Source organism: Paenibacillus harenae (genome assembly GCF_030812415.1).
Taxonomy (GTDB): domain Bacteria; phylum Bacillota; class Bacilli; order Paenibacillales; family Paenibacillaceae; genus Pristimantibacillus; species Pristimantibacillus harenae_A.
The window spans coordinates 30,436-53,120 of sequence record NZ_JAUSST010000005.1 but is presented as its reverse complement, the minus strand read 5'-3'; the positions used below and the strand labels follow the sequence as shown (position 1 = coordinate 53,120).

General features: G+C 52.1%; 21 protein-coding genes. 1 reads left to right on the top strand and 20 read right to left on the bottom strand.

Annotated elements, in window-relative coordinates:
- Positions 1–134 precede the first annotated feature (134 nt).
- The 13 genes from yycI to J2T14_RS18285 all read right to left on the bottom strand — a co-directional run bounded on the left by yycI (position 135) and on the right by J2T14_RS18285 (position 15,921).
- Positions 135–890: a two-component system regulatory protein YycI gene (gene yycI, locus J2T14_RS18345; RefSeq protein ID WP_307204271.1), complete on the bottom strand. Its 756-nt coding sequence runs from the start codon at positions 888–890 to the stop codon at positions 135–137.
- 34 nt (positions 891–924) lie between these two features.
- A complete protein-coding gene (locus J2T14_RS18340) occupies positions 925–2,451 on the bottom strand; it encodes a YycH family regulatory protein (RefSeq protein WP_307473022.1) in 1,527 nt (508 codons plus the stop codon).
- A complete protein-coding gene (gene walK, locus J2T14_RS18335) occupies positions 2,448–4,295 on the bottom strand; it encodes a cell wall metabolism sensor histidine kinase WalK (RefSeq protein ID WP_307473020.1) in 1,848 nt (615 codons plus the stop codon). Before walK ends, J2T14_RS18340 begins: the two co-directional genes overlap by 4 nt.
- Positions 4,292–5,068 (bottom strand): response regulator YycF, encoded by a 777-nt coding sequence (gene yycF / locus J2T14_RS18330; RefSeq protein WP_307204864.1) that lies wholly within the window; start codon positions 5,066–5,068, stop codon positions 4,292–4,294. Before yycF ends, walK begins: the two co-directional genes overlap by 4 nt.
- A 260-nt stretch (positions 5,069–5,328) precedes the next feature.
- A complete protein-coding gene (locus tag J2T14_RS18325) occupies positions 5,329–6,906 on the bottom strand; it encodes a M23 family metallopeptidase (RefSeq protein WP_307473018.1) in 1,578 nt (525 codons plus the stop codon).
- A 137-nt stretch (positions 6,907–7,043) separates the two neighbouring features.
- Entirely contained in the window at positions 7,044–7,706 is a 663-nt protein-coding gene (locus tag J2T14_RS18320) for a hypothetical protein (RefSeq protein WP_307473016.1), read from the bottom strand.
- A gap of 148 nt (positions 7,707–7,854) precedes the next feature.
- Positions 7,855–9,144, bottom strand: coding sequence for an adenylosuccinate synthase (locus tag J2T14_RS18315; protein WP_307204261.1), 1,290 nt, complete (start codon positions 9,142–9,144; stop codon positions 7,855–7,857).
- A 189-nt stretch (positions 9,145–9,333) separates the two neighbouring features.
- On the bottom strand, positions 9,334–10,695 hold the full coding sequence (gene dnaB, locus J2T14_RS18310; RefSeq protein WP_307204259.1) for a replicative DNA helicase: 1,362 nt from the start codon (positions 10,693–10,695) through the stop codon (positions 9,334–9,336).
- Positions 10,696–10,725: 30 nt separating this feature from the next.
- The gene (rplI, locus tag J2T14_RS18305; protein WP_307204257.1) at positions 10,726–11,169 is read right to left on the bottom strand and encodes a 50S ribosomal protein L9; all 444 of its coding nucleotides are present in this window, start codon (positions 11,167–11,169) and stop codon (positions 10,726–10,728) included.
- Positions 11,166–13,127, bottom strand: a complete 1,962-nt coding sequence (locus J2T14_RS18300) for a DHH family phosphoesterase (RefSeq protein WP_307473014.1) — start codon at positions 13,125–13,127, stop codon at positions 11,166–11,168. The genes rplI and J2T14_RS18300 overlap by 4 nt, the downstream gene beginning before the upstream one ends.
- 18 nt (positions 13,128–13,145) lie before the next feature.
- Positions 13,146–14,048, bottom strand: coding sequence for a DUF2232 domain-containing protein (locus tag J2T14_RS18295; protein ID WP_373458173.1), 903 nt, complete (start codon positions 14,046–14,048; stop codon positions 13,146–13,148).
- Positions 14,049–14,287: 239 nt separating this feature from the next.
- On the bottom strand, positions 14,288–14,752 hold the full coding sequence (locus J2T14_RS18290; protein WP_307473012.1) for a CBS domain-containing protein: 465 nt from the start codon (positions 14,750–14,752) through the stop codon (positions 14,288–14,290).
- A gap of 101 nt (positions 14,753–14,853) precedes the next feature.
- Positions 14,854–15,921: an LCP family protein gene (locus J2T14_RS18285; RefSeq protein ID WP_307473010.1), complete on the bottom strand. Its 1,068-nt coding sequence runs from the start codon at positions 15,919–15,921 to the stop codon at positions 14,854–14,856.
- A 224-nt stretch (positions 15,922–16,145) separates the two neighbouring features.
- On the opposite strand from J2T14_RS18285, the gene J2T14_RS18280 reads away from it, so the two are divergent.
- Positions 16,146–16,499, top strand: a complete 354-nt coding sequence (locus J2T14_RS18280; RefSeq protein ID WP_307473008.1) for a DUF4870 domain-containing protein — start codon at positions 16,146–16,148, stop codon at positions 16,497–16,499.
- On the opposite strand, the gene J2T14_RS18275 is transcribed toward J2T14_RS18280, so the two are convergent.
- The 7 genes from J2T14_RS18275 to J2T14_RS18245 are packed head-to-tail and all read right to left on the bottom strand — an operon-like array spanning position 16,496 to position 22,675.
- Positions 16,496–16,834, bottom strand: a complete 339-nt coding sequence (locus J2T14_RS18275; protein WP_307473006.1) for an MmcQ/YjbR family DNA-binding protein — start codon at positions 16,832–16,834, stop codon at positions 16,496–16,498. The genes J2T14_RS18280 and J2T14_RS18275 overlap by 4 nt on opposite strands.
- An 18-nt stretch (positions 16,835–16,852) precedes the next feature.
- Positions 16,853–17,236 carry a monovalent cation/H(+) antiporter subunit G gene (gene mnhG / locus J2T14_RS18270; RefSeq protein ID WP_307204243.1) on the bottom strand — a complete coding sequence of 128 codons (384 nt, stop codon included), beginning with the start codon at positions 17,234–17,236 and terminating at the stop codon, positions 16,853–16,855.
- Positions 17,205–17,498 carry a Na(+)/H(+) antiporter subunit F1 gene (locus J2T14_RS18265; RefSeq protein ID WP_307204241.1) on the bottom strand — a complete coding sequence of 98 codons (294 nt, stop codon included), beginning with the start codon at positions 17,496–17,498 and terminating at the stop codon, positions 17,205–17,207. The genes mnhG and J2T14_RS18265 overlap by 32 nt, the downstream gene beginning before the upstream one ends.
- Positions 17,492–17,974, bottom strand: coding sequence for a Na+/H+ antiporter subunit E (locus tag J2T14_RS18260; protein WP_307473004.1), 483 nt, complete (start codon positions 17,972–17,974; stop codon positions 17,492–17,494). Before J2T14_RS18260 ends, J2T14_RS18265 begins: the two co-directional genes overlap by 7 nt.
- A 4-nt stretch (positions 17,975–17,978) precedes the next feature.
- On the bottom strand, positions 17,979–19,469 hold the full coding sequence (locus tag J2T14_RS18255) for a Na+/H+ antiporter subunit D (protein WP_307473002.1): 1,491 nt from the start codon (positions 19,467–19,469) through the stop codon (positions 17,979–17,981).
- Entirely contained in the window at positions 19,462–19,800 is a 339-nt protein-coding gene (locus tag J2T14_RS18250; RefSeq protein ID WP_307204235.1) for a Na(+)/H(+) antiporter subunit C, read from the bottom strand. The genes J2T14_RS18255 and J2T14_RS18250 overlap by 8 nt, the downstream gene beginning before the upstream one ends.
- Before the next feature lies 1 nt (position 19,801).
- Complete coding sequence (locus tag J2T14_RS18245) at positions 19,802–22,675, bottom strand: Na+/H+ antiporter subunit A (RefSeq protein WP_307473000.1); 2,874 nt, start codon at positions 22,673–22,675, stop codon at positions 19,802–19,804.
- Positions 22,676–22,685: the final 10 nt, after the last annotated feature.

The following is a 22,685-nucleotide window of genomic DNA, read 5'->3' as shown; positions in this document are numbered from 1 at the left end:
TCTGCCCATGCGTACTCAATCTATCATTCTCTCTATTCAACCAATATCCTGTCTACTTTTGCAATATACTAAAAATTAACAGAGATTTCTCCCGCTAATTGTCTGGTTTCCCCGTCGTATCCACTACCAATAGCCTACCTGAGTCCAGCCGTTTCCACCTGCTCTTCGTCCGTCGCTACTTCCCCGCTGATTGCATGAACGTAGTAGATTTGACCGTCCTCCAGCATGACCCGCCACGATGGCGTCGATACCTGTCTCTCGGAGTCGAAGATTTGACCGTGATAGCCAAGCTGAATATCGGTGATGACCGAGCCGTTCGGCAAGTAGGTTTCGATTAGGCTGGTAATGACCTTGGCTGCAGGCAGCACCTGCTTCGCCTCGCCCGTGCTTAGAATTTCGATCCGATCCTGTTGGTAACCCGTTATTTTCTGAAAGCTATGGTGCAGCTCCAGCTTCACATCGAACATCGGCCGCCCCTCCGTCATGCGATGGAAGACGGACACGCCGGCATCGCTGACGAGCGAGTCGTAGACGTATTGATTGAGCTCGGGAATGATGTTCCCGAGCGTCTTCACCAGTTCCGATTGCGTGAAAATAATACGGCTGTCGACTGGCGTCTCCAGCATAATCGGCTCTGCGTTTTTCCTGCTGTCCGAATGCAGCAAATACGTAATGTCGCGAAGCTCCGGGGTTTCCAGCGGCAGATGCAGATTGTCTCTCAGCGATATGCCCTTCTGCTGCATGAGCAGCACTTTGTCCTGCGGCAGCTCCGCGGAATTCACGTTCACGTTCCTCTGCTCCCGAATATCGAGCCACAGCTGATACCCAAGCAATAGATTAAGCAACAGGAACGAGAAAATAAGCACGCTCTTCGCTCTACCCCAATCCACTCGCCATCGCCTCCCAAACCGCTTCGCGTTATCGCTAATTTTTCAATCCCGCCAGCAACTGATCGATGCCATCGCCGGATAGGGGCGACGGCTCGACGCCTGCAGACGCTGTATTCGTTGTCAGCCCTGCCTGACTAACCGAGTTTAGCGAACCGGTCTGACTGCCGCCGGCGTCTTCCCCCGTACTGCCGCCAAGACCGGCATTGCCGCGATTAGCCGCGTTGCCTTCGTTCACCGGCTCTTCCTGCTGCGGCGGCTCATACCCGTGAGGGTAAGCGTCCTCCAGCACTTGCTCCGTGCCATCCTGCAGCCGCACCGCCCATACCGGCGTGAAGCGCATCTTCTTCTCTTCGCTCGGCAGCGCCTGCAGAGCTGGGAACAGCGCGATGACCTCGCTGCGGCGCTTTAACGACTGCAGCTTCTTGCGAAGCGGCTCGCCGCCCGGCAGCCAGCGTTCCTTCCTGCTCTCGGCTTTCACGCCGAGCGTAATGAGCGAGCGCGCATATTCGGTGACGACGCCCTGCTGGAGCGACAATCTCATGTAGCCGAAGTGGAACGGAGCTGATTCGACGACCGGGTAATGCTCTATATATTGCTGGAACAGCACCAGCTTCCCTTTGCTTTCCAGACCAGGATTGACGAAGCGGTGTATGCCATCCCAACCCCCATGCTCATTAATGAAGTCTACCGATGCGAACACGTTGTCGCTAAGCACATTTTCGTTGTTTTGCGGAGCGGCAGGGTCTGTATAGTTGATCCAAGTCCCGTTCTGTTCAACCTGCAAGCCGCGTTTGCCGTCCGTATAAATCTGCGAGCCGCTGCGATCCTCCCATGTTCTCGTCGTGCTTGGATCGAAGAACAGGTTGCGCTGCATGAGATCCGGCGAATACGTCTCGTAAGGGAACACAATCTCCGTCCCGACGATCGGATTGTCGGGATAATACAAGCCGTCGGCCGTCATCGTATACGTCGGCTGATATTGGCCAAAGCCCACATAGTCCTGGACGTCGCGCACCGTTAAGTCTGCGCGTACCGATTCGTACACCATTAGCCCGTCATTGCTGAAGAAGAACGTGCGTACCTCTTCCGTGCCCGTCGTCTTGAAGATCCAGATCCGATTGATCGTTTCGTTCAGGAAAAGCAGATCTCCCTCCAGCTTGAGCAGCTTTTGCAGTAGCTCGACAGGAACGCCGCTATCGAAGCGCAGCTCGATGCCGATATCGTTCTTCCGCACCTCATCCCAATTGAGCATGTTGGCCGGATTGCGCTGGAAACCCTTGAACTCCCGCCCCTTGATCCGCTGGTTCAAAATCATTTCGTAGAACTGCGTCCCCGGCAAAATAACGGTATGCTTGTTGTCGCCCAAATGAACGATAAGCTGCTCTGGAAAGATAACGCTCTCCACGCTCATTTCACGCCCCATTGGCTCGGCGTTCGCATAATTTTGGTCTCTGCGAACGGTCGCATTAAGGCCAGGCATGCTGTAAGCAAGCAAATAGCTTTGTATAAGGCTGATTGCAACAAGCGCAATAAGCGCCCCCGTTTTGAATTTCTCTATCACGCAATCTCGCCCCCTTCCTGCAGCAGCGGAAGCGTGAACGTAACCGTCGTTCCTTCGTTTAGCTCGGAATCAAGCGCAATCGACCCGCCATGCGCCTTCACGATTTCCCGGGCAATCGATAGACCAAGACCTGTACCGCCCATATTCCGCGAACGAGCCTTATCCACCCGATAGAAACGGTCAAAAATACGGCTCAAATCCTTCTTCGGAATGCCGATGCCCGTATCCTTGACGCTGATCGCAATCGTCGCCGGGTTTTGCTGCTTCTTGGCCGTCAGCTCGATCTTGCCCCCATCGAGCGTATACTTAATCGCATTCGATATTAAGTTATCGAGCACCTGGTCGATCTGATCGCGGTCCAGCCATGCATCCTGCAGGCCGGAGTCCACGCGGACCGTTGCCTTGATCGACTTCTGCCGCAGCTGGAACGAGAAGCGGTCCGCCACCTCATCGAGCATATCATGCACATTCGTCTGCCGCCGTCTAAGCGGCGCTTGGTTGGAATCAAGCCGCGACAGATGCAGCAGATCGGTGACGAGCCGAATCATCCGCTCCGTCTCGTTGCTAATCACGCCAACGAACCGCTCGGACAGCTCGCGCTCCTCGAGCGCGCCGTCATTAAGCGCCTCCGCGTAACTCTTGATCGTCGTCAACGGCGTCCGCAGCTCATGCGAGACGTTCGCGACGAATTGGCGGCGCGAATGCTCCAGCTTCTCTTGCTCCGTTACGTCCTGCAAGACGGCAATCGTGCCCGTAATGCCCTTGTCCCGGCGATGGATCGGCGTGAACGTTACGCGCAGCACATCTCCTTCCGCATCGCCGTCATGCTCCTCATCCAGCCCGGGCTCAAGCAATAGCGTCTGCCCGCGGCCTTGCTGCAGCTCTTGCAGCTTCTGCTCGGAGAGCCCCAGCAACTGCGACAGCTCGTAACCCTCGCAAGAACGTACGTCAAGCAGCTCAAGCGCGCGACGATTCCATACGATGATTTTGCCGTGCTCATCCGCAGCGACGACGCCGTCGCTCATATTCGATAGAATCGATGCGAGCTTCTCGTTCTCTTCCTCGTTCACCGACAAAGCGTCCTTGAGCCGGATCGTCATATCATTGAACGCCATGCTCAGCCTGCCGATCTCGTCATCCCCAAGCACCGGCACCTGCAAGTCGAATTTTCCTTCGGCTACGGCCTCTGCCTGCTTGGTCAGACCTTGAATCGGACTCGTGATCGTATGCGCCAGCAGAACGCCGAGTACGCCCGTAAGTCCCAGAGCAATTAACGTCCCCGAGAAAAAAATCTGGTTAACCCGGTTCACCGTGTCATACAGATCGTTCATCGAAGCGACAATATAGACCGCGCCAACAACCCTCTCGTTCAGTACGACAGGCTGTGCGATCATCTTCTTGTGCATATTGTCTTCATCTATGATTTCTTCTTCATTATCCCTAATGTTCTGCAAGGCGCGGCTTACGGCCAGCTCATTGTTCTTCTTGCCGATATCGGACTGATGCATCTGCTGCGACGTCGCGACGATCTTGCCGTTCGAATCCAGCACCTGAACCTCGGCGCCGCTAATGCTGAAAAGATTGCGCACGACGAGACTAAGCGTCTCGGTCGTATTCTCCGAGCTGTCGCTATCCGCCTCCAGCTTCGGCGACAAGCTAGGCGCGGCTAGCTTGGATAACATGTCGGCCTGCTCCTTCAAGTTGTTCGTGAAGCTCTCGATCAGCGAGTTTTTGACCGTGCTGATGAAATAAACGCCGATCAACTGCATCGCGACGAGAATAAGCAGCAAATAAATGATGACGAGCTTCACTTGAATGGTGCGAAAAAAGGATTTCCCCTTCATCCGTAACCAAATCCGCCGGACTTCGGATTGCGCATCACATAACCCAGTCCGCGCCGCGTCAAAATATATTCCGGACGGCTGGGATCATCCTCGATCTTCTCGCGCAGGCGACGAATGGTCACGTCGACCGTCCGAACGTCGCCGAAATATTCGAAGCCCCATACCGCTTGCAGCAGATGTTCCCTCGTCATCACCTTGCCGCTGTTGCGGGCCATATAGTAAACAAGCTCATATTCGCGGTGGGTCAGATCCAGAGGCGTATTGTCCTTATAGACGACATACATATCCGTATCAATGAACAGATTGAACAGCTTAAGTCCCTGCTTCTCCTGTTCCGGCGCATTATTCTGATCGACATGCTGTCCCCCGGCTCCCGCTTCTCCCGTGCCGTAACCTGCCGCCCCATTCTTATTGTGCCGGCGCAATTGCGCTTTCACGCGGGCAAGCAGCTCCCTGGTGCTGAACGGCTTCGTTACGTAATCGTCGGCGCCAAGCTCTAATCCTAGCACTTTGTCGATCTCCGTATCCTTGGCCGTCAGCATAATGATCGGCATCTGCAGCTTCGTGCGCACCTCGCGGCACACATCCATGCCATCCTTCACCGGCAGCATCAGATCAAGCAGGATCAAGTCAGGCTTCTCCTCGAACGCCAGCCGGACCGCTTCGCCGCCGTCGAATGCGCAGATGACCTGATGGCCTTCCTTCTCCAAATTAAACTTGATTATATCTGCAATCGGCTGTTCGTCGTCGACCACTAATATTTTACCGTGCATCGCTACACCGCCCGTCGCTTGTCCTTGTAATACCTTATATTCTAACATACACCCGCTCCCAGTTCACAATGAAACTTCCCTCATTCATGAAAACATCTACCATCTTGAATCAAGGACGAGCGACAGCGTTCCATGTGCCATTGGCTGGCTTACGGTAGACATAGAAATTAGTTTTAGTGCTGCTGCCACACAAATAAAGGACGTCAACCCCGCCGTGTGCAACAGCGAAGCCAACGCCCCTTTATCTCTATATGAAATAATTATAAGTACCCTAACGGATTAACCTTCGTGCCGTTCTTGATGATCTCGAAGTGGAGATGAACGCCTGTGGAATTGCCCGTGTTGCCCATAACGCCGATCTTCTGGCCCTTCTCGACAATATCGCCTTCCTCGACGCTGTAAGAGTTCAAATGTCCGTATAACGTCTTGTAGCCGTTCTTGTGGTTAATGATAATCGTTTTGCCCGTACCCGACTTGCTGCCAAGAAACTCGACAACGCCTGCATCGGATGCAAGGATCGATTTGTTGCCCGTAAAGTCGACGCCTGTGTGCATGCGACCCCAACGCGGGCCGAACTTGCTGGTCAATTTGCTGCCCGTAACCGGCATTGCGAAGTTGCCCGAACCTTCGCCAAGCACAACCTTCGTGCCCTTCATGACGATCGACGCTACCGCTTCCTTGATTACTTCCTTCGAGAGCAGCTCTTCGCTAACGACGTAGCCGTTCCGCTTCACGATCTTATAGGTCAAGCGCTTCGAGCCCGCAACGCCTTCCTTGATGACTTTCGATTCGCCGACACGCATGCTTGCGTTTTTCTGGATCTCGACTGCCGGCGCAATCTGTTCGATCTCTACCAAGTTTTCCGTCGTTGTAACGGTAAGCTCGGGCTGCAGCACGGTCAGATCAAGCACATCGCCGATCGTAAGCTTGTCATCCTTGATCCATGCGTTGTTCTCATAAATCACTTGCGGCGAAATATCGAACTTCTGCGCGATACAGCCAATGCAGTCGCCTTCTTGAACCGTATACTTGGTCGGCTTCACGCTTCCTTGCACGAGCAGCTTGTATACATCCTCAGCCTGCATAATGTCATCAGGCGCGATATCCACTTCGTCAACCGCTACGTCCTCTACGAATCCGACGCCGGTTACTTCCCGGCCTGGGTTCTTGGAAGGAGCCTTCGTCTTAGTGGCTGCCTCTTGCTGCACCGATTCCGAATTGTAGCTCAACACGGATACTTCATTTTTCTTCTTGATCGATGCGGCCAGTTCCGGTGCGAACTTGCTCTGCACGCGGAGCAGAATATCGTCTGCCGTTTGCTGATCCTTCACGATTCCGATTACTTTGCCGTTGACCTTCACTTCGACGCCTTCTGCATGCGCTGTGAACATGCCTTCAAGCTTATTGAGCGTTGCCTCGGTCTCCGCGACTGCTTTAAATGCGCTTTCACTGGCGTATGTAATCGTGCCGGTATCCAGAACCATCGTAATGTCTGGATTCGCTTTCTGTATTTCCGCTGTTTCCTGCTGTATGAGCTGTTCGACTGCCTCAGGCTGATCTACCGTACCAATGGCGGTACCGTTCATATATACATTGTAAAATTGGACAGTGTTTGCTTTCACGTATTGGCTTCCGCTAAATCCGGCTACAGTGAGGAGTACTAACGACCCGACTGCGATTGCAAACGGCTTCTTGCGCCAAAACGGCGAAGTTGTCTGAACGCTGGCGGGCTGTTGCTGCTTCTTGCCATTCAAGTGTTCTGATCGTGCAGGCCTAAAGTACTGGGTCGTCTTATCCCAAACCTTCTGCATTCGACCCTTGTCCCTGAAAACGGTCATGATGGTCTCCTTTTCGCGATAAAGCTACTTTTTTTTCTTGATCAAACAAAAAAAGCGAATTATCCTGTCGGATCACTCGCCTATTACTTTAACATATGCCTAACAAACGGGGCAACCTTTACAAACTGTTAAGAAGATTAATATTTTTTTAGAATATTCATCATCTGCTCGTATTCCGCTTTGTCGAGATGCTGTGCCATAATCTGTTGAACGCTTGTCAGCTCTTGTTCCGTTAGACCATCTTCTACATATCCGGAGATCAATTGCATCGATTCCTGCGGGACTTTGCTCATGAGCAGACCGAATAACGTATCCTTGTCGGCATCTGTCATTTGCTCCTTCACTTCTGTCAAATCGTCGGTCGTCACGGCCGTCTCCGTACCGTCGATTTCACCGCTTTCCGTGTCCGGCTGCGATGGCGTTCCGCCCGCTTCCGTCCCGCCTCCGATGCCGATATCGGTAAGCGGAGGATTCTCGATTTCGCCAAAAGCATCCTCCGATGCCGGCGGCTCATCCTGCTCGCCGTTGCCGCTCGACGCGGTCGTATCCGGCAAGGTGTCCGGCTTATCCTGCCCGCTCCCGCCCTCTGCCGCATCCGTGGCAATCGGAGGATCGCTGCCCCACAGCTTGCCCCATACGCCCGACATCGCCATTGGCGGCACTTCAAGCGGCAGGTTGTATTGCTTCAGCAACGTATCTACGTAACTCGTAACAATGTAGCCGGTCGTCCATATCGATAGGAAGCTTAAGATCAGCCCCGCCGCGACGAGCTTGCCCAGCCACCCTATTTTTTTCATCATCTCTCTTCAATCCCTTCTGGCCCGCACTCTGTTATCTACCATTATGGTCAACTATAAAGAGAGGCATTCCTAAAGAGGATCAAAAATTGGAATTAAAAAAAGAGCTGCCCTAACATGCACGGGCAACTCTTATTTGCGTAAAAACCAATTATTTTTCGTAGATCGGACGTACAATGTTCGTTTGTTCGCGATTTCTGCCTACCGAGAAGATGGCAATCGGAATGCCCGTCAGCTCGGATACGCGGTTCAAGTAGTTGCGCGTGTTCGAAGGCAAGTCGTCAAGCGTCTTCGCGTTCGTGATATCCTCGGACCAGCCTGGATATTCCTCGTATACCGCTTCGCACTCGGACAGCATCTTGAGGCTTGCCGGATAGTGCTCGATCAATTCGCCGCGGTATTTGTACGCGGTACAAATCTTCACCGTTTCAAGTCCGCTCAGCACGTCGAGCGAGTTGAGCGACAGACCCGTTATGCCGCTAACGCGACGCGCATGGCGGACAACAACGCTGTCGAACCAGCCGACACGGCGAGGACGGCCCGTAACCGTGCCATATTCATGGCCTTTGTCGCGGATCAATTGGCCGATTTCGTTATCCTGCTCCGTTGGGAACGGACCGTCGCCGACGCGAGTCGTGTACGCTTTGGCAACGCCGATCACTTGTTGAATCTTCGAAGGTCCTACGCCCGAGCCGATACATACGCCTCCGGCCGAAGGGTTGGAAGACGTAACGAACGGATACGTACCTTGGTCGATATCGAGCATGACGCCTTGCGCGCCCTCGAACAACACTTTGCTTCCTCCGTCGATCGCATCGTTCAAGATAACGGACGTATCCGTTACGTAAGGACGAAGCACCTCGGCGAATCCGAGGTAATCGGAGACGATTTTGTCCGCATCAAGCGGCTCTCCGCCGTATACTTGCTGGATCAGATGATTCTTTTCCACGATAACGGCTCGCACGCGCGTTTCGAATTCTTCCGCATCCATCAGATCGGAGATCCGAATGCCGTTACGGGCAGCTTTGTCCATATAGCAAGGGCCGATGCCTTTGCGCGTCGTACCGATCTTGTTATCGCCCTTGCGGTCCTCTTCAAGGCCGTCCAATACAAGATGATACGGCATAATGACATGCGCGCGATCGCTGATTTTAAGATTTTCGGTCGAGAAACCATTGTCATGAATATAGTTAATTTCGTCGATCAGCGCTTCGGGATTAATGACCATCCCGTTCCCGATGACGCAAATTTTATTGTTATTGAATATACCCGACGGAATCATCGTCAGCTTATATTTTTTGTTATCGATGAGAATGGTGTGCCCGGCATTGTTACCACCTTGGTAACGGGCGACGACGTCGGCTCCCTCTGCCAAATAATCAGTGATTTTGCCTTTTCCTTCGTCTCCCCACTGCGTACCGACAACAACAACCGTAGACATAATCATACCCCCGTCCGGCGTTTATGAACACCGAAAATTACCGTCCTACCGCCTATACCCAACTAGTATGCCCATAAGCAGACAGTCGATATAAGTCAAAAGACAGCATTATTAGTGTAGCAGTCCATTAACAATAAGTCAAACAAAAAACGAACAATTGCACAGCTACCCATGCAATTGTTCGGATATTTACGAAGCCTGCGACGGATCCTGATGTGCTCTGTCTATACTTACGAATTTATTGTAGTTTTTTAGAAACACCAGCTCGACCGTGCCTACCGGTCCGTTACGCTGCTTTGCGATAATAATCTCGATAATGTTTTTCTTCTCCGACTCTTTGTCGTAATAATCGTCACGGTATAAGAACGATACGATGTCGGCATCCTGCTCGATCGAACCCGATTCCCTAAGGTCGGACATCATCGGACGCTTGTCCTGCCGCTGCTCGACGCCGCGGCTGAGCTGCGACAGCGCGATAACCGGCACTTCCAGCTCGCGCGCGATATGCTTAAGCGTACGCGATATTTCCGATACTTCCTGCTGCCTGTTCTCGCCCGCTTTGCCACGGCCTTGAATGAGCTGCAAGTAGTCGATCAGAATCATGCCAAGCCCTTTCTCCTTCTTCAATCGGCGGCACTTGGCGCGGATTTCCGCTACTGTAATGCCGGGCGTATCATCGATGAAGATTTGCGCTTCCGACAAGGCGCCGATCGCCATCGTCAGCTTCTCCCAGTCGTCTCCCTCGAGATGGCCGGTTCGCATTCGACCCGCATCGACGTTTGACTCGGCGCAGATCATACGTTGCACGAGCTGTGCCGCCGACATCTCCAGACTGAATATGGCTACCGTCTCTCTTGCCCGAACGCCGACGTTCTGCGCAATATTCAGCGCGAACGCCGTCTTTCCGACCGAAGGACGGGCCGCTACAATGATCAGATCGCTTCGCTGGAAGCCGGACGTCATCTTGTCCAGGTCAACGAAACCGGACGGAATGCCGGACGTTCCACCCTTATTCATATATAAGTGCTCGACCTTCTCGAATACCTCCATCAGTACGTCGCGGATCGAGATAAATCCGCCGCTGGAGCGTCGGTTCGAGATTTCAAGAATTTGCTTCTCGGCGTCGCTTAACAATACGCCTATATCCTCAGAGTTTGCGTAGCCATCGGAAACAATATTCGTCGCCGTTCGTATTAGACGACGAAGCATCGATTTCTCTTCTACGATCTGAGCATAATAGTCGACATTGGCAGCCGTCGGTACCGAATTGGCCAGCTTCGCCAAGTAGCTGACGCCGCCTATTTCCTCAAGTACTTGCTTATTCTGCAGATGCGCGGTTAGCGTGACAAGGTCAATCGGCTGATTGTTCTCGCCCAGCTCGATCATCGCCTCGTAAATAAGCCGATGGGGACCGCTGTAGAAATCCTCGCTTCGCACGCGCTCCATCGCGGTAATAAGCGCTTCGGCTTGCAGAAGCACGGCGCCGATTACAGCTTGCTCGGCCTCCACGTTTTGCGGCGGAATCCGATCAAATCTCAGCTCTTCTTCCATCACTTACCCTCGCTTCCTTTAAGGTGTTGCCTATTCCTCCGCAGCTTGGACATTTAGCTTCGCTTTTACTTGCGGATGAAGCTTGACCGGAACTTGCGTTACGCCAAGCGTACGAATCGGATCTTCAAGCTCGATTTTTCGTTTATCGATCTTAACGCCTAACTCTGCAAGAGCCTCGGCAATTTGTTTGCTCGTAATGGCGCCGAACAACCGGCCGCCTTCTCCCGCCTTCGTCTTCACGACTACGGTCATCTCGCTAAGCTTCTTTGCGAGCGCCTCGGCGTCTTCCTTCTCTTTCTCCTTGCGCTTCTGCTCCGAAGCGTTCTGAACCTCCAGCGTCTTCAAGTTGCCGTCGGAAGCCAGCTTCGCGAGTCCCTGCGGCAGCAGGAAGTTGCGCACATAACCTTCGGAGAGCTCCTTCACGTCGCCCTTCTTCCCTTGTCCCTTCACATCTTTCAATAAGATCACTTTCATTCGAATAACCCCTCTTCCGCATCGATTTCTTTCAATACTTGCTTCAGCTTGTCGGCGACCTCGCCAACCGTGCCTTCAAGCTGCGCGGCTGCATTCGTTAAATGTCCGCCGCCGCCCATTCTCTCCATGACAACCTGTACGTTCATATGGCCTAGCGATCTCGCGCTAATGCCGATTAAGCCGTCTGCACGCTCGCCAATGACGAACGATGCCAATATATCGGTCATATTAAGCAGCGTATCGGCCGTCTGCGCAATCAGCAACTGCGAATACTTGCGTCCGCTCTCCGTCACCGCAATGGCAACATGCTCATATAGTACCTCGGCATGCTTAATAATCTCGGCCTTGCGCACGTATTCCTCGAGGTCTTCCTTCAGCATCCGCTGAATCATCATCGAATCCGCGCCATTGCGGCGCAAGAACGAAGCCGCCTCGAACGTACGCGCGCCGGTACGAAGCGAGAAGCTCTTCGTATCGACCGTTATGCCGGCAAGCAGTGCCGTCGATTCCCTAATATCAAGCACGACACGCTCATGGATATACTGAAGCAGCTCTGTGACAAGCTCGCAAGTAGACGAGGCATAAGGCTCCATATAGACAAGAATCGCATTCGATATGAATTCCTCGCTGCGGCGATGATGATCGACAACAACGATCCGATCGGTTTGCGTCAACAGCTTCGGCTCCTTCACCATCGACGCCTTATGGGTGTCGACGACAACCGCCAGCGTATTCGGCACGATGAGCGACGCCGCTTGCTCCGGCGTAACGAACCGCTTCGCCAGCCGCTCGTCTTCGCGAATCAGCTCCATCATTTTGTCGATGGCAGGATTGACGCCTTCCAGTACGATATAGGCTTCCTTGCCGAACAGCTGAGCGGCCTTCATCACGCCGATTGCCGCTCCGATCGCGTCCATATCCGGCATCTTGTGGCCCATAATGACGACATTATGGCTTTCCTTCATCAAGTCGCGCAGTGCGTGAGCTACGACGCGCGCCCTAACGCGCGTACGCTTCTCGACCGCGTTCGTCTTGCCGCCATAGAACGATTGGCGAGCGCCGACCTTGACCGACGCCTGATCGCCGCCGCGTCCTAGCGCAATATCCAGACTCGTGTGAGCCCACTGGCCGAGCTCGATAATATGCTCCGCGCCAGCGGCGAACCCGATGCTGAGCGTAATCGGAATTTTCTGCTCGCCCGTCATCTCGCGAACCTCGTCCAATATAATGAACCGGGATTGCTCCAGTACTTTAAGGGTCTTCTGATCCGTAATAAGCAGGAACCGATCCGACGTCAAACGCTTCAAGTAAATATGATATTTCTGCGACCATTCCGTAATCTCGGTCGTTACCTTCGATAGCAGCGTGCCGCGCTGGTGATCGTCCATTCCCGTCGTAACCTCTTCGAGATTATCGATCATGACGACGCCAAGCGCCAGCTTCTCCTCGTCGTATCGTTTGCCCAGCTGCCACCGTTCCGTAATGTTCTTCACATAGAGAATACGTTCCTTCGGCTTGAATATGAGCTCAAATACTTGCGAGCCAACGGTAGCCTCGATCGAGCCCTCCCGTTCCTTTGCTTGCTGCAGCGTCGGGAACAGCTCCGTCAACGGACAGCCGATCACCGATTCTTTGCCCACGATCTGCGTGATATACGGATTATGCCATTCTACTGCCCTATCTTCATTGTAAATAATAATACCGAATGGGAGCTCGCTAATTACATCATTGCTCGCCTTCTTCACTCGGTAAGACAACGTTCCCAGATAAGACTCCAGGTCTCTGCGGAAGGCCCGTTCCGCCAATATCGTATAGACGAGAACAGACCCCGTAAAGAGCAATCCAATCAATCCCAGCAACCACTCGTACCACGAGAGGGCGAGCGTCATAAGAACCATCAAAACGAATGACCATACCTGGTGCATCCCATGCCACCGCGTAACCAAAAACTTCGGCATTTCTACTTCGCTCCCGTGTTATGATTTGACAAACGACTTCCGGATCGGAAAGGCGGTATCGAGCAAACCAATGAGACAAAGTGGCGGAAATAGAAGTACCGGAATCGCAATTAGAATCGGTACGGCCCCATTCCATTTCCTGTGGTAAGCGAGATAGAAGAAAAATCCGATTGTCTGAATCGAAAATACATAACCGAGCAACGGAACAAGATTCGTCAGCGCCACAGCAATGTATGACTCGCTTGCAGCCGATGTAAACATCTGCATGACATAGGCAAGCAAGTAAAGAAAAACAAGCATCCGCGGCAGGCGCCAATCCTTCGCTTTCGGGAATGCCGGAACCTCAAGTCCGCTGCGGTTCACGATACGGCGAGCCAAATAGTGCGTGATAATGGCATACAACACGGAAGTCAGCATGAACGTAAGCGGAATCGCATTCACGATCGTGCGGATCATGATCTCCGTCGTATCGGAATTCCATTCTTCCGGCAGCAGCCCTTGCGTTGTAAGGTCGGTGACGGTGGAACGGATCATCGAACTCATCTCGCCGATAATGGACGTATCCAGCATTGTCTCCGATATGAGCAGCAGAAGCATCAACTGGGCCAGCACGACAATCGACACGGTACGGATCACGCTTGACGCCCTTGACTTCATCTTGTACATCATCCCCATCGCGATCGAAGGGAGAACGAAGAACAAACCGACAATTAATACCGGCAGACCGATCAGCCATGTCGCCAGCGCGAAAGGCACAATTAGATGGATGGCGAACGATGTCCTCGGCAGAATCGCATATAACACGACGAAAGGCACCATCATGAACATGATCAATAGAACATTGAGTAACGGTACAGCGATGGACAGTAGTAATAAGAGTGCCACGAAGCTCCATAGCACTGGTTTCAAGCCGGTTTTCAAACCGTTCACCTCTTGCGCATGTAATCTAATATCAACGAAACATTTACAACTCATTATAGCACAAAAGCAAAACATATCACGTATAACAGATTTGGTGCAGATTGGAAACCGATGATAGAAAAAGAGGCGAAATCCGATGATGAATTCCGCCTCTATCCAGTGGTATATAAATCTGCATTAGTCCTGCATCACATTATTTCGAAATATAACAATTTATAAGTTTCACCTTATACTTATGCTTATATTTCTCCGGAATGAAACGCACTGCGCCGACCGAGGGCGGCGTCAGCCGTTTCGCCTTGTTCAAAAATAAGCTTTTCGCAATAATCGATAATTTCGCTCCTGCGCACAATGCCGATGAACCGGTTCATATCGTCAACGACAGGGACAAAGTTCTGCGCCTTCGCCAGTGAAATGAGGTCGTTCATATTGGCGTCGATTCGAACCGAACGGTTATTCAACCTCAGCGGCACTTCCGAAAGACTGATCTTGTTCGTCTGGTCGAAGTTTAGCTCTTGCCGGCTCTTCATGAACCATAGCAGATCGCCCTCCGTCACCGTACCGACATAACCGCCGTCGTCGTCAATGATCGGCACCGCCGTATAACGATGATACTCCATCCGCTCCAGCGTCTGCCTGAGCGTCGCATCGACCGTAACCGTCACGACCTCCTGCTTCGGGAGCAAAAAAAACGCAATATTCATATCAGAAAACAACTCCGTTCCGTAAGCTCTATCTGGCACAACCGCTATAGCCGTTACCGCCATTAAGAAAGTGACAGACGGATCTTGCTTAACACCCGGCCTTATTGCCGCGTCGCCTGCTCTTCTATTTCTTTATTCTCGCTGGAGAGCGATTGTACCTCTTTTTCCTGCTGGACCCTATATTTCTCGGGCAATAATAGCGCTTCTGCCTTCGTGTCTGCATCCAACCAATTGTCTATCATAACCTTCACGTTTGACAAGTCCTCTTCATCGGCAAAATAATACCAAGCCCCTCCGCCGACGAGCCGTCTGCCTTCGCCCGTAAGCGAATGACTATAAATATGGCGCTCCTTGGAGAGCAGCAGCGACTGGGCCAGGTCGAGCATTTGGTCGGGTCGCATATCCGTCTCGAAGTTGTTGCCCATAATGTCGATCAACTCCGGAATCTTCGTCCATTGATTCATGCCCGACGCCTTATCCATCAACGCGTTCAGGAACGTCTGTTGACGCTCCGTCCGGCTTATGTCGCCGCCCGCATCCTCGCGGTAGCGAACGTAGTACAGCGCATCTTGGCCGTTATAGCTGCTCTGTCCGCCCTTGATCGTGAACTTCTCATGATTCGGGTCCTTATTCACGATGTCCTCTTCAATCGGAAGCGAGATGCCTCCGAGCGCGTCAATGGCCTCGCGGAAGCCTTCGAAGTTGATCGAGGCATAGTATTGGATCGGGGCATCGAACAAGTTCTCCACCGTATCCATCGCCATTCCCGCTCCGCCGAACGCATACGCGTGAGTGATCTTGTCCTCTGTGTCCTTGCCGACGATTTCCGTATACGTATCGCGGGGGATCGAGACCATCAACAGATTGCCGTCAGACGGACGTACGACCGTGTAGATCATCGTATCCGAGCGTCCGATCTCATTATCCCGTTGATCGACGCCCAGCAGCAGCACCGAGAATGGATCCCGCTCCTCCGCCGTGAAGCTTACAGGCATCGGCTCGCGTCCGATAACCGGTTTATAGGTTTTCTCTAGCTGCTTCTCTACCTGTCCGGCAACGAGCCAATCGAATCCGAGCGCGGCAAGCGCGCCGCGATTGAAATAACCGGCGACTGCGGCGATTACCAGTGCGGCAGCCATCGCATACAACCATTTATATTTCCTCTTCATAGCAGACTACTCCCATTCGTTCTGTTATTACTTTCGCTCATCTAACATTCTAGACGATCTATTATAACAACAGGTTACAAAACTTTTACAAAGGATTAGTGCCAATTGTGGAAAAAGGTAGAGAAAACGAATAAATTGTTGGCTTGGCTTAGGAGGTCTATTGTCCCTCGGCATCGAATACAATCATTGCATACATATGTGAATAAGAAAGGGTGAAAATAATTATGCAACATCCGTCCATCAATCCCGACAAATCATCAACCGGCCTTGATCCCAAGGTTGCCGCGCTGCTTTGCTACTTAGCCGGTTTCATTACGGGCATTATCTTCTTGATCATTGAGAAACAAAGCCGTTATGTTCGGATGCATGCCATGCAATCCACGGTCATCTTTGCGTCAATCTTGATCATTAACATCGTGCTTGGCTTTATCCCGATCATCGGATGGCTGCTCGGCATTCTGCTGCCGCTGGCCACCTTCGTGCTCTGGATTGGCCTTATGGTGCTTGCGCTGCAAGGCAGAATCTACAAGCTGCCAGTCGTAGGCGACTTCTGCGAGAAACAGCTTAACCGCTTCTAGACCGCACCCAACTGTGCTCGCATCGCTTTGGTCAGACCGGCGACTACTAACTCGTAGGAATGATCGATCATCGCATGCAGCTCTTCCTCGGACAAGGACGATCCTAGCGAGACCGTGTTCCAATGCTTCTTGTTCAGGTGATAGCCAGGCTTTACAGCCTCATGCTGCTCCCGGAGGTTTTGCGCGATAATCGGGTCACACTTCAAGGAGATCGAATCGTCCCCGAACAAAGCGAACATTTTCCCTCCAACCTTCATAACCAGCGACTCCGGGCCGAACGGATACTCTCCGGTCGCGCCCGGCTTTCGCTCGCAATACGCAATCACTTGCTCCATCTTATACTTTCCCCTCTCCTATTGCTCCGCTTCCGCTTCTCTTTCCTTCTTCAGCGCAGTCTTCATCTCATCCCGCACACTGCCCTTCCAGAGCGACACGCCCGAACGGTATGCGGCCCTGCTGTTCAAATGTCCCGCTAACGGCGACGTCAGAAACACAAATACAATACCGAGCAGCAGCTTTGCGCTCGTATGCTCCAAATAAAACATAAAATACAAGAATACGGCAAGTAAAATGATAAATACGCCGAGCGTAGCGCTTTTGGTAGCCGCATGCGATCTGAGGTATACGTCCGGCAGTCTCACGATTCCGAAGGCGCTGAGCAAGCATACGATCGCCCCAAGCACGATTGCCGCGCCAATCACCAGCTCACCGATCTTGCTTATCGTCTCCAGATTCAAGTACAACACCTCTTTCAATATATTTGGCAAAGGCTGTCGTGCCGATAAAGGTCAATATACCAATAACCAATATAATGTCGATATAGGCGGTTGTCCGAAGCAGCATGCATAGGATCGCAATCATGGACACCAGCATAATGCCGATCGTATCCAAGGCGGCGACACGGTCCGGAATAGACGGCCCGGCTAGCAAGCGATACATACAACCTAGAATAGCCAGCCCTAATAAACTCAAGGCCACATATAACATCATCTCTAGCATGATCTGGTCACCTCCATGATCGCTTTCTCGAAGCTCCCTTTGATTTGCCTCGATAGCTCTTCGACATCGTCTATATCCATGGCATGAACATACAGCGTACCGCCATCGCGGGATACATCCATTGTCAGCGTCCCCGGCGTCAGGCAGATTAAGCATGAGAGCACCGTAACTTCCCAGTCTGACTTCAGCTCCGTCTTATACGCGAAGATGCCTGGGCGAATCGTCAGCTTCGGACGAACGATATGCACAAGAACAGCGTAGCTGGACACGATCAGCTCCTTCATGAACAAGGCAAGCAGTTTAACAACTGCCCATAATCGAATCAAGTAGTAGGGCTGCGGCCAGAAACGGCGCATTAAGCCGATGGTGATTGCTCCGATCAGAAAACCAACGATAAAACCCGATGCCGTCCAATTATCGTTAAGAAACATCCAGACAACGGATATGACAAGGTTTAACAATAGCTGTACAGCCATCTCTTCACTGCTCCTTTAATACCGACTCAATATATTGGGATGGCGTATACAGCGTATGGCCCGCTTGCTCCACCAAGCCGTATACCCATTCTGACCCAAGACCCATCGCTACGATCAGAACGAGCAGCCCCCCTGCCGCCGCTACCGCGCTGCGGGCAACGATCGACCGCTCGCCGGCGCCTTCCGGACAAGGCTTCTCCTCGCCCCAGAAAGCGGCGATAAAGATGCGAAGCAATGAACAGAGAACGACGATGCTCGATAGCAGCGATAACGCCGCAAGCACATATTGTTTTGCTTCCAGCCCCCCTTGCAATATAAGCAGCTTGCCCGCGAAGCCGCTAAGCGGAGGGATGCCCGCTACAGCCAGCGAAACGACGAAGAACATCCACCCGACCAGCGGGTAGCGCCTGATCATTCCGCCCATTTCTTTCAGGTTGCTGGTTCCTGCCAATTGGACAATAATACCTCCTAGTATGAACAGCAACGCTTTGGCCGTCATGTCATGGATCAAATAAAATACGGCACCGTCCCATCCTGCCCTTGTGGCTGCCGATAGGCCGTATGCAATAAAACCTACGCTTATAATGACGTTGTAATTCAAGATCCGTCTTACATCGGAAAATGCGATCGCTCCTATTGAGCCTAACACGATCGTAGCACCTGCCATCCAACCGATCAGCCCCTGCGAGATCGACGGTTCATGGTAAAAGAGGAGCGTAAAGCTCCGAATCAGCGCATAGACGCCGACCTTGGTCAGCAGCGCCCCGAACAAGGCAGCAACCGCTGCCGGCGGCGCGCTGTAGGATCCAGGCAGCCAGAAGAACAGGAACAACCCCGCCTTCATTGCGAATACGATCATCAATAACACAGCAATGGCGTTCAATATGCCGCCCTGCTGCATTTCAGCAATCCTTATGGACAAGTGCGCCATATTCAAGGTGCCGGTCACGCCGTATAAATAAGCGACTGTCGCAACGAATAGCGTAGAAGACAATATATTAATCAGCATGTATTTCAGCGTCTCGCGCAGCTGGCGTTTCGTCCCCCCTAGCACGATGAGCGCATAGGAAGAGATGAGCATCACTTCGAAGCAGACAAACAGGTTGAATAAGTCGCCGGTTAAGAAAGAGCCGCTGACGCCGACCAGCAAAAATTGAAACAGCGGATAATAATAAAAGCGCTCCCGCTCCTCGCCTATCGACTGAAACGAATAGATTAAGCAGAAGAAGCCTGCAATCGAAGTTGCGGCCACAAGCAGCGAAGCAAGAGAGTCGGCTACAAATACGATGCCATACGGTGGTGCCCATCCGCCCATATGAAGCGTCTGTATTCCCTCATTATGCACTTGATAGACGATCATGAATGAAGTCGCGGCATGTAACAGCAGTCCGATCAGGCTTAGACTCCGCTGCAGCACGATGTTTCGTTTGAGGAAAAGCAGCAGGACTGCCGTGCATAGCGGAATCAACAGCGGCATGACAAGCAAATTATTCATCTCCGTCCCCCCTTAACTGCTCCATATCGTCGGTCCCCAGCTTTTGGTAAGCCTTATACGCCAGTACGATAAAAAATGACGTAACGCCAAAGCTTATAACAATCGACGTTAAAATAAGCGCTTGCGGGATCGGATCGATATAGGATTCCGCTTTCTCTCCGAGCAGCGGCGCCGCTCCGGTCTTCAGTCGCGACATCGTCAGGAGAAGAAGATGAACGCCGTGCGTCATCAGCGAAGTGCCCAGCAATATGCGAAGCAGGCTCTTGGAGAGCAATAAATAGACCCCGACTGTAAACAGCACGCCGATTGCAAGCGACATATAGAGTTCCACGTTACTTATCCCTCCCAATCGTCAATATAATCGTCATCGTGATACCGACGACGGTCAGGTATACGCCAAGGTCGAACAGCATCGCCGTGGCAAGCTCGGTCTCCCCGAGCAGCGGCAGCTGGAAATAGCCGAAAGAATGGCTGAAGAACGGTGCGCCGAATACAAAAGAGCCGATTCCGGTCAGTAAGGCGACCGTGAGTCCGATACCGGTGAGCTTGCGGAAATCAATCGGAATAATCGTCTGCGCTGCCTTGATTCCTTGCGACATGGCCAGCAAGACGATCGCCGATGCGGTCATCAAGCCCCCGATAAAGCCGCCGCCCGGATGGTTATGGCCGGCTAGAAACAAATAAACGGAGAATGTCAAAATAATAAAGATCGCGATCTTCGAGATTGTTTTAAGAATGACGTCATTGCTTCTAGGCTGATCATAGATAAGATTGCTTTGATGTTTAGTACCAAAGACATCAGGGCCTTCCTCACCCTTTAGATTCAGCTTTATGAGCCCATAAATGCCATACGAGGCAATACCGAGCACCGTGATTTCCAATAACGTATCAAAGCCGCGGAAGTCGACGAGAATGACATTTACGATATTTTTACCGCCGGCTAGCTCATAACTGTATTCAACAAAATAATCGGCAATCGTTTCGAAGGAACGCCCGCTGCTCGCGCTTAAGGCAACTATCGTCATCACGGTCCCGACCGCCAAAGCGATGAGCAAATTCGGAAGCTTGAGCTTGAGAGGGATTTTCTCCTTCTTCAGCTTCGGCAGATGGTAGAAACAGAGCAGGAACAAGGCAACCGATACCGTCTCCACGATCATTTGCGTCAATGCCAGATCCGGCGCGCGGAAGATAACGAATAACATGGTCACCATATAACCCGTCGTTCCCGTCAATATAATCGCCATCAATCGCGAGGTCGTGAAAGGAATCGCAAGAGCCGACACGACAAGCCCGATAATAAGCATTATCTCGTACACCGTCGTCGGTGCATGCCCGCTAAAGTCGAACCGTATATCGGAGACGAACATCATCGTTGCCGATACGGTCACTATCAGAAATAGAAAAATATAAATCAAGTAATGGCGAATCGAGCCTGTCATATAACGGCTCGTCAATCGGCTTGCGCCAATATCGCTTACTCTAAGCGCAGCGTCATATGTTTTATTAAGCGACACGAAAGTGAACAACGGTTCAGTTGCCACCTTGATTCGAGGACGCAGCTTGTAGAGGACCGTTCCCAAGAGAACGACGCCTGCCGTCATGAACAGCTCTGGCGTCCAACCGTGCCATAGCTCGATTTTGACGAGAAACGTATCTCCTTCATGCAGCAGACTCGGATGAATAGCCGCCATTGCCGGCTCGATGAGCGAGTAGGACAGCAGGTTCGGAAATAATCCGAATATGACTGCCAGTGAGGCCAGTACGACCGGAGGAATCAGCATGCCGATCGGCGCCTCATGCGGCTTCTTGTCAAGCTTCTCGAATTGCGCTTTGCCCGTAAACGTCCGGAATAGCAGAAGCATGCTATAGACGTAGGTAAAGATGCTTGCAACCCACGCGACGATTGGGAATAGAGCGCCAACGGTTTGCATGTTGAACAGATTTAGCTCCGTTATGTTCAATACCGCCGTAAAAAACATCTCTTTGCTCAAAAAGCCGTTGAACGGCGGTAGGCCTGCCATCGAGAACGTGCCGATCAATGCGATCGAGAACGTAATCGGCATAACGGCCATAAGGCCTCCGAGTTTGCGAATATCACGGGTCCCCGTCTCGTGATCGACGATGCCCGCGACCATGAACAAAGCCCCTTTAAATACGGCATGATTGATCAGGTGAAAAATAGCTGCCATTGTAGCCTTTGTATAGAAGAGTGAATCGGCCCCGCCCGAGAAGAAGGCCGAGGCCGATCCAAGTCCGAGCAGCGTCATAATAAGTCCGAGCTGACTAATCGTCGAGAATGCAAGCAGCGACTTCAGATCCGTTTGCTTCATCGCCCGGAACGAACCGTAGATCAGCGTTATAATCCCGAACGCGGATACAAGCCAGAACCAGAGCTTATCTCCCGCGAAGATCGGACTGAACCTAGCGACCAAATAAATGCCGGCCTTGACCATCGTCGCCGAGTGGAGATATGCGCTGACAGGCGTTGGCGCCTCCATAGCGTCGGGCAGCCAAATATGAAATGGAAACTGCGCCGATTTGGTGAATGCGCCCAACAGAATCAGCAGCATTGCAGGCAAGAAAAGCGATTCGTGTGTCAGATTGACATCTAACCCGATTATTTCTCGCAGGCTGAACGTACCGGTTATGAGGTACAGCAAGATGAAGCCCGCAAGCATGGCTAATCCGCCTATAACCGTAATAAGTAACGATTTCATAGCTCCATATGTGGATCTCTCGCGGTAATGCCAGAAAGCGATAAGCAGGAACGAAGAAATGCTCGTCAGCTCCCAGAATGCGTACAGCACGATCATGTTGTCTGACAGTACGACGCCCAGCATAGCGCCCATAAACAAGAGCAAATACACATAGAAAACATTGACCGCTTCTTTCGTCTTGGACAGATAGAATATCGAATACAACACAACCAGCGATCCAATCCCTGATATGAGCAAAGCGAACAATAGTCCCAGTCCGTCTAAGTAAACGGTAAAATCGATACCGAGCGACGGAATCCAGGGTACGGCCCCTTCTATGGTCTCACCGCCACGAACGGGTGGAATTTGCGAACAGAAATAAATAAACAACGCCATCGGCGCCGGCAGTACCAGCCAGCCCGTATGCACTCTTTTCAGCAGCTTATAAAAGATCGGGCTTGCAGCCGCGAACAAAAACGGAATAATAATGGCAACATGCAGTAACGTCACTACAGATCCT